The sequence below is a fragment of the Sphingopyxis sp. genome (genome assembly GCF_036402335.1).
GTDB lineage: Bacteria > Pseudomonadota > Alphaproteobacteria > Sphingomonadales > Sphingomonadaceae > Sphingopyxis.
The window spans coordinates 1-7,053 of sequence record NZ_DASWTD010000491.1; the positions used below are offsets into that span (position 1 = coordinate 1).

Below are 7,053 nucleotides of genomic sequence, written 5' to 3' on the forward strand. Positions count from 1 at the left end.
ATCTGGATTTCTTCGGCGCCTTCGGTGATGCGATAGCGGCGGTGGTGGCGGTAGATATGCTCGAACGGCTTGTGGCGCGAGTATCCGATGCCGCCATGGACCTGCATTGCGCGGTCGGCGGCTTCGCAGCAGAGGCGGTTCGCCCAGTAGTTGCACATGCTGACCTTGTCCGAGAGCGTGCGCTCGACCTGCTTGTGGTCCATCCGGTCCATCTGCCATGCGGTCTTGCGGATCAGCAGGCGCAGCATTTCGGCCTGCGTCGCGAGCTCGACGAGCGGCCACTGGATCGCCTGATTCTCTGCCAGCGCCTTGCCGAACGGCTTGCGCTCGCGCGCGTAACGGACGCTCTCCTCGATACAGTAGACCGCGGCGCCGAGCGAGGATGCTGCCTGCCGGATGCGATTCTGGTGGACGAAGCTCTGTCCGAGCCCGAGCCCGCGGTCGACCTCGCCCCAATAGCTCTCCTCGGGCAGCCAGACATCGGTGAAGCTGACGCGCGGATGGTCGGTGGGCATGTTGAAGGTCCACAGCCATTCCTCGATCTTGACCCCCGGCGTGTCGGCCGGGACGAGGAAACAGGTGATGCCGGTGGCGTCGCCGTCCTCGCCCGAGGTGCGTGCGAAGACCATGACGTGCGTTGCGACGTGCATGCCCGTCGTCCACATCTTCTCACCGTTGATGAGCCATCCGGGCTGGCCGCCCCGGTCCTGCCGGACGGCGCGTGTTTCCATATGGGTGGCGTCGCTGCCGTGATCGGGCTCGGTAAGTCCGAAGGCGGTGAGCATTTCGCCTTTCAGCAGCTTCTCGCCGTCGCGCGCATCCTGCTCGGGGGTCGCAAAGGCACGGAACATCACCACGAACGGGTTATTGCCGACGATCGAATGTTCGTTCTGCAGGTCGTTGTGAAGGCCAAGGCCCTTGGCTGCGAGATGCTCGCGGATCACCGCCATCGCAAGGTTCGATCCGCCCTTGCCGCCATATTCCTTCGGCCAGGCGAAGCGGAGATGCCCGGCGGTATCGGCGCGTTGCCGCGCTTCCTTGAGCAGGGCTTCCCATTCGGGGCGCGGCAGGCCGTCATTGTCCCAGTCGGTGCGCGCATGTTCGCGGCGATGGTCGAAGAAGCGGATATTGTCGTCCGCCAGTTCGAGCGGTTTGATCTCGGCGTCGACGAAGGCGTCGAGTTCGGCAAGATAGTCGGTGAGGTCCTGCGGTACGGAGAAATCCATGTCAGCCTTCCTTCCGGGGTTCGGCTTCGCCCGGTAGCGCGGCGCGGTAGCCCGAATAATTGGGTTGATCGACGGCAAGCTTTTCCAGCGTTGTCGCCCGAAGATGTTCGACGAGGCCCGGCGTCGCGAGGCCGAGCGTGCCCGATGCGAGCGCGTCGGCGAGTTGTTTGTTGAGGTCTTCGAGCGATCCGTTCGCATCAAGGAGGCCGATCAGCCGCTGCTTCTCGACCGCTTCGCCAGCGGCGCCGAATTCCATCTGGCGCCAGACGAGTTCGAGGGCACTCGCTGCCACGCGAGCCTGGAACGCGGTGCGGGGCTTGGCTTCGGGCACGACGGTTTCGCGCAGGAAGTCGATGACGCTGCCAAGCAGTTCGTCGGGGCCGGGTTGATCTTGCATAGGTCAGCTCGCAATCAGGCGGAGGAGGTCGATTTCGGTTTCGGACGTCCGGCGCGCGATCATTGCGCGTTCCATCGTGGCGTCCTCGCCGCGAAAGGCTTCGACCGACGCGGCGCAGATGGCGCCCCAGCGGATCGTTCCATAGACCTCCCACCAGTGAACGGCCGACCGGTCGAGCCGCGAGCCCGAAATCAGCTCATATCCCGCGAGCAGGTCGTCGAGCGTGCCGAAGCCGCCGACCGGCAGGTCGATGCGGCCAAAGCGCCAGCTGTTGACGCAGATCCAGCCCAAGTCTTCCATCGGGTCGCCGACATGGGCAAGCTCCCAGTCGAGTACCGCGCGCAGGCCGTCAGGCCCGATCATCAAATTGCCGTTGCGAAAATCGCCATGGACCAGTTTCGGCTCGGCGGGGACAGGCGGCGCATTGTCCGTCAGCCATCGGAAGGCGAGGTCGAAGACCGGGCGGCGAATTGTGGTCCGGGCATAGACGATGCGCGTTCGCTCGACGAGTTCGGCGGGCGTGGCACGCGCCAGCGTCGGGAAATCGCCGGCGGGGATACGGTGAAGGCGTGCGAGCGTTTCGCCGCATTCAAACGCAAGCGTCTGGCGTGCTGCGCGCAAATGGTCGGACTTGACGATCCGCCCGCCGAGCGTCTCGCCTTCGACGAAACGCATGATGAAGCCGTGGCCAAGCCCATCCTCTGGAGAAAGGACATGCATGACCTCGGCGACGGGAACGCCGGCTTTTGCTGCGGCCGCCATCAGTTCGGCCTCTAGCTCAAGCCCGGTTCCGTCCGTGATGCGGGTTCCGCCCGGTGCTCGCCGCAGGATATAGCGTTTGTCGTCCCGAGCCGGTGTTTCGATGTCGAAACACCAAATCTCCTGGGTGGCGCCGCCCGAAAGGCGCTGAAGACCGCTTATTCCCGTGGCCGACGCGTCGATCCTTCCGGCGATTGCGCGCAATCCCCCTTCGATTGATGCGCCGGTACTTCTGGTCAATGTCATACGGGCCCTCGCCATGGCAGGAAGCGGTTTGCTCGCGCTCTCGATTCTTAAATTAAGGTAGAATATAAAATTCTAGTCGTATAGTGTTAATTGTGCGGACACGGGGTCGGCTGCGCGTTGGCGCTCCACCCGATGACCGATCCGGGAGAGAATATATGAGCGAAGGCGTCTCGGCTTTGGACAGCAAAATTCCGTTCAAGCCATTGGGCATGGTCGATCCGGCGATCGAAATCGAACGCCGAAGCGATGGCACGATCCTGATGTGGTCCTGTCATGTGCCGGCCGAGACGCCGCGATCGATTCCGCACATCTTCCATGAGCGTGCGCGCGAATTCCCCGATCGCGCGTTCATCAAGGAGCGCAAGGGACCGGCTGGCGAATGGCAGAGGCTGACCTATGCCGAGGCGCTTCGTCTTTCGGACAATATCGCGCAGGCGCTGATCGACCGGGGCCTTGGCGCGGGCGATGCGGCCCTCATCCTTTCGGGGAACTCGACCGAACAGGCGCTCCTTATTCTTGGCTGCATGACGGCCGGCGTCTCCGCCGTTCCCGTCAGCGCGGCCTATTCGCTCGCATCGAGCGATTTTGCGCGCCTGCTTCACTGCGCGGCGGCGGTGCGTCCCGCCATCGTTTTCGCGCAGGAGGCGGCTCCGTTCGCCCGCGCGATCGCTGCGCTGCGGACGGCGCACCCCGATCTCGACGTTGTGACCGTCGATGGCGGGGAGGGCATCACCAACTTGGCGAGCCTGTCGGACGGTGAAGCCGGGCGCGACGTCGATGCGCGGCGCGAAGGTCTCGGGCCGGACACGGTCGCCAAGATCCTGTTCACGTCGGGGTCGACCGGAATGCCCAAGGGCGTTCCCCAGACGCAGCGGATGATGACCGCGGTACTCGCCGGCACGGAAGGGCTGCGCGCGCCCGATCGCGCGATGGATGAGGGCGAACTGCTCGAGCTTCTCGACTGGATGCCCTGGAGTCATATCTCGGCGGGCAACATCAATTTCAACGGCGTCATCAGTGCAGGTGGAACGCTGTATCTCGACGGTGGCCGCCCGGTTCCGGGCCTGTTCGACCAGACGATCCGCAACCTCTACGACGTGTCGCCGATTCACTTCGCATCGGCGCCGATCGCCTTCGGCATGCTGGCAGACGCACTCGAAAGCGATGCGGTTCTCCGCCGGTCCTTCTTTCGCAAGCTCCGCTATCTCGCCTATGGCGGCGCGACGCTGTCCGACGATCTCTTTGATCGATTGCAGGCGCTGTCGATCGCCGAGACGGGCGAACGGATCCCGATCATCACCATGTACGGCTCGACCGAAACCCAGGGCATCACGATGACGCATTGGGCCACGGAACGCGTCGGCATGATTGGCCTGCCGCTCCCCGGCATGACACTCAAGCTGGTGCCCAATGGCGCCAAGCTGGAGGTGCGTGTGAAGGGGCCGACGGTGATGCCGGGTTATCTGGGCGACCCCGAAAAGACCGCGGCGGCGTTCGACGAGGAGGGCTTTTATTGCCTCGGCGACGCCGTCCGCTTTCTCGACGAGGCGGCGCCCGAGCAGGGGCTGGTGTTCGACGGCCGCGTCGCCGAGGATTTCAAGCTCGATAGCGGCACTTGGGTGTCGGTCGGCACGCTTCGACCCGACATTGTGGCCGCGTGCAGCCCGATGGTGCAGGATGCTGTCATCGCGGGTCAGGACAAGCGTTTCGTCGCCGCGATATTGTGGCCTTCCGCCGTGGCGCTTGCGCAATATTCGAAGCACGGCGTGCTCGACGTTGCAGCGCTCGGCGTCGAGCTGGCGGAGCGGCTTGCCGCCCATAACAGGGGCGCTGGCGGGTCTTCGCGGCGCGTGCACCGCATCGTGATCGCATCGGAGCCGCTGTCGGTCGAGCATGGCGAGATCACCGACAAGGGTTATGTGAACCAGCGCGCGGTTATCGATCGCCGCGCCGACAGCATCGCGCGGCTTTACGATCAGCCTCCTGCCGACGGCATCATCGAGATCCACTGCTGACCGGCGCCCATTGGACTTTTCAGCAAGCCGTCGATAATGATCATTCGAGGCGAATTGATTATTGCAGTGCCTTAATAGACATCGGGGGAAGCGTGAGCAACGAAACCAGTATCGAGCCCGAACAGGACAGCGCCGAACGGTTTCCGCGCCGCTCGGCTCGCAGGGCGCGCACGCGCGCGCGAATTCTGGAAGCCGCTTCTGCGGAGTTCAAGAAGGCCGGCTATGCCGAGGCGACGATGAACGCGATCGCCGATGCGGCGGATATCCACGTCACGACGCTCTTCACCCATTTCAAGACAAAGCGTGATCTCGCTGCCGCCCTCTCCGACCAGGAAATCCAGCAGTTTCGCGAACTGGTCGATGCCGCAAAAGGCAAGGTGCCATTTTTCGAGTTTTTCCGCAGCCTGGTGCTCTCGACCGCAGCCACGCGCCAGAAGGACGGTGACCCCAAGACCGGGCAGATGCATGAGGTGCAGCGCGATCCCGAACTGGCGCTGAGTTGGCTGCGTTATGAAGAGAATGAAGTGCGTCTCGTCGCCGAATATATCGCTTATGACTACGGGCTCGATGCACATCGGGATTATGCTCCGTATCTGGCGGGGCAGGTTCTGATTGGCAGCGGCGTCTCCTCCTATACCCGATGGGTCCGGACCAAGGGCCTCGACCTGGTCAAGGAAACCGAAGTCGCGCTCGATCTCGCAGAGAAGATGGCGCGTTCGATCCTGCCTCCCGCACCGGTCAAACACTGACCTGAAACCCCATCGACCGGGTTGACGAATGTCGGGCCGACGCGGCGGCGGCAGGTCCGCTTCCGCGCCCGCCTGCTCCATAACACTATTTGACTAGAATAATCGATTATGATACTTCTTTCATCAAGAGGCGAAACCCCCGCTATCGATGGAGAATGGAATGACCGATCTGGCCACCGCCGAGAATCCCAACCAGGCCGCGGCAAATCTTCTGAATGCGCTACAGGCAGGGCGGACCAACGATCCGAAGGATCATAGCCATGCCCTCGACCTGCTGACGCCCGAACAGGCGAAAAGCTGGATGGAGAAGGGCTATTTCATCCTGCGCGGTGTCGTCGATCCCGAAACGTGCAGCGAGATGACGCGGCGGGCGATCGAGATTTTTACGCGGGCCGAGCAGGGCAGCACGGCCACGGGCGGACACCATGTCGGCGAGGACGGCGCCATCGCGGTCGAGGAAGCGGCAAAGGTCGATTCGGGAGAATCGCCCGACATGCGCATGTCGAAGCTGTTCAACCTGCACCGGATGGAGCCCTTCCACAGTTTCGCGAAGCACCCGGCGATCCGGAACATCATGCACGCGATCCTCGGGCCGCGCGTCTCCTGCTTCAACTCGCAATATATCTTCAAGAATCCTGGCGTGTGGGGCCAGCCGTGGCACCAGGACTCGCTCTATTATGTCTTCGATCGCATGCCGCAGGTGGGCGTCTGGCTGGCTACGAGCCGCGCCACCATAGAGAATGGCTGCCTGTTCGTCGCGCCGGGTTCGCATAACGAGCCGGTTCACGAAGTCGTCCCCGACGCGCGTCCGGGCTCGAACCTCGGCTATCTCGAGGTCGTCGATTACGACTTCTCGAACGCCGAGCCGGTGCTGATGGAAACTGGCGACATACTCGTCTTCCACAGCTTTCTGATGCACATGTCGAACGACAACAGCTCGAACGAGCGGCGCTCGGCACTCGTCTATCACTATGGCCATTCGGACACGCAGGTTCATGGCGGCAAGTCCGCCACCGTTGACTTCATGGAGGTCTGACCGGATCCGGCTCGGCAATAATCCTTTCCCTCTCCTCCTCTCTGGGAAAGCAAGGATGGGGCCGCATCGGCCTTGCAACGGGGTGGCCCCATCCTCCTCCTGTCTCAATAATTATATGAAACTATATTAGTCATTCAATATTGCCGTAAATGACACTAGAATGCCGGCACGTCACGACAGAATGGCGGCACGGCGGCGCATGACGCCAAGGAGAGATGATGACGGTCGATAGTCGCCGCCTCGCGCGGACAACACGATGGGCATTCGGAATTGGCGCGCTGTCCAGCGGACTTGCAGGGCAGGCGATCACCGTACTCGCGCTGATTTTCTATAATCAGGTGGTGGGCATGTCCGCCGCGGCGGTCGGGCTGGCGCTGATGATTTCGCTTGTCTTCGATGCCTTCTGGGATCCCGCGATCGGCCTCTGGTCCGACCGGACGCGATCGCGGATCGGGCGCCGGCACCCCTTCATGTATGCCTCGATCATACCAGCAGGCCTCGCATTCTGGGCGCTGTGGAGCCCGCCGGCCGGCATGACGGAGAGCGCCAATTTTATGTGGCTGCTCGCGTCGCTGATGGCGCTGCGCTTCTTCATCAGCCTCAGTGAAATCCCCAGCACCTCGCT

Annotated in this window: 7 protein-coding genes; 4 read left to right on the plus strand and 3 right to left on the minus strand. The window is 62.9% G+C overall.

The annotated features are described in order from the left end of the window. From VGD20_RS16070 to VGD20_RS16080, 3 genes are all read right to left on the minus strand, one after another. The coding region (locus VGD20_RS16070; RefSeq protein WP_331135408.1) for an acyl-CoA dehydrogenase family protein at nt 1-1,226 on the minus strand (1,226 nt) is incomplete at its 3' end. Between the two features lies 1 nt (nt 1,227). Then, nucleotides 1,228-1,623 (minus strand): DUF6285 domain-containing protein, encoded by a 396-nt coding sequence (locus tag VGD20_RS16075; RefSeq protein ID WP_331135409.1) that lies wholly within the window; start codon nt 1,621-1,623, stop codon nt 1,228-1,230. Nucleotides 1,624-1,626: 3 nt separating this feature from the next. After that, on the minus strand, nt 1,627-2,643 hold the full coding sequence (locus VGD20_RS16080; RefSeq protein ID WP_331135410.1) for a phosphotransferase family protein: 1,017 nt from the start codon (nt 2,641-2,643) through the stop codon (nt 1,627-1,629). Nucleotides 2,644-2,783: 140 nt separating this feature from the next. Between VGD20_RS16080 and VGD20_RS16085 the strand changes: the two genes are divergently transcribed. From VGD20_RS16085 to VGD20_RS16100, 4 genes are all read left to right on the plus strand, one after another. Beyond that, the gene (locus tag VGD20_RS16085; protein WP_331135411.1) at nt 2,784-4,643 is read left to right on the plus strand and encodes an AMP-binding protein; all 1,860 of its coding nucleotides are present in this window, start codon (nt 2,784-2,786) and stop codon (nt 4,641-4,643) included. A 92-nt stretch (nt 4,644-4,735) separates the two neighbouring features. Continuing rightward, nucleotides 4,736-5,392 carry a TetR/AcrR family transcriptional regulator gene (locus VGD20_RS16090; RefSeq protein ID WP_331135412.1) on the plus strand — a complete coding sequence of 219 codons (657 nt, stop codon included), beginning with the start codon at nt 4,736-4,738 and terminating at the stop codon, nt 5,390-5,392. Nucleotides 5,393-5,552: 160 nt separating this feature from the next. Continuing rightward, entirely contained in the window at nt 5,553-6,428 is an 876-nt protein-coding gene (locus VGD20_RS16095) for a phytanoyl-CoA dioxygenase family protein (protein ID WP_331135413.1), read from the plus strand. A gap of 215 nt (nt 6,429-6,643) precedes the next feature. Continuing rightward, on the plus strand, nt 6,644-7,053 hold a 410-nt coding region (locus VGD20_RS16100; RefSeq protein ID WP_331135414.1), incomplete at its 3' end, for an MFS transporter.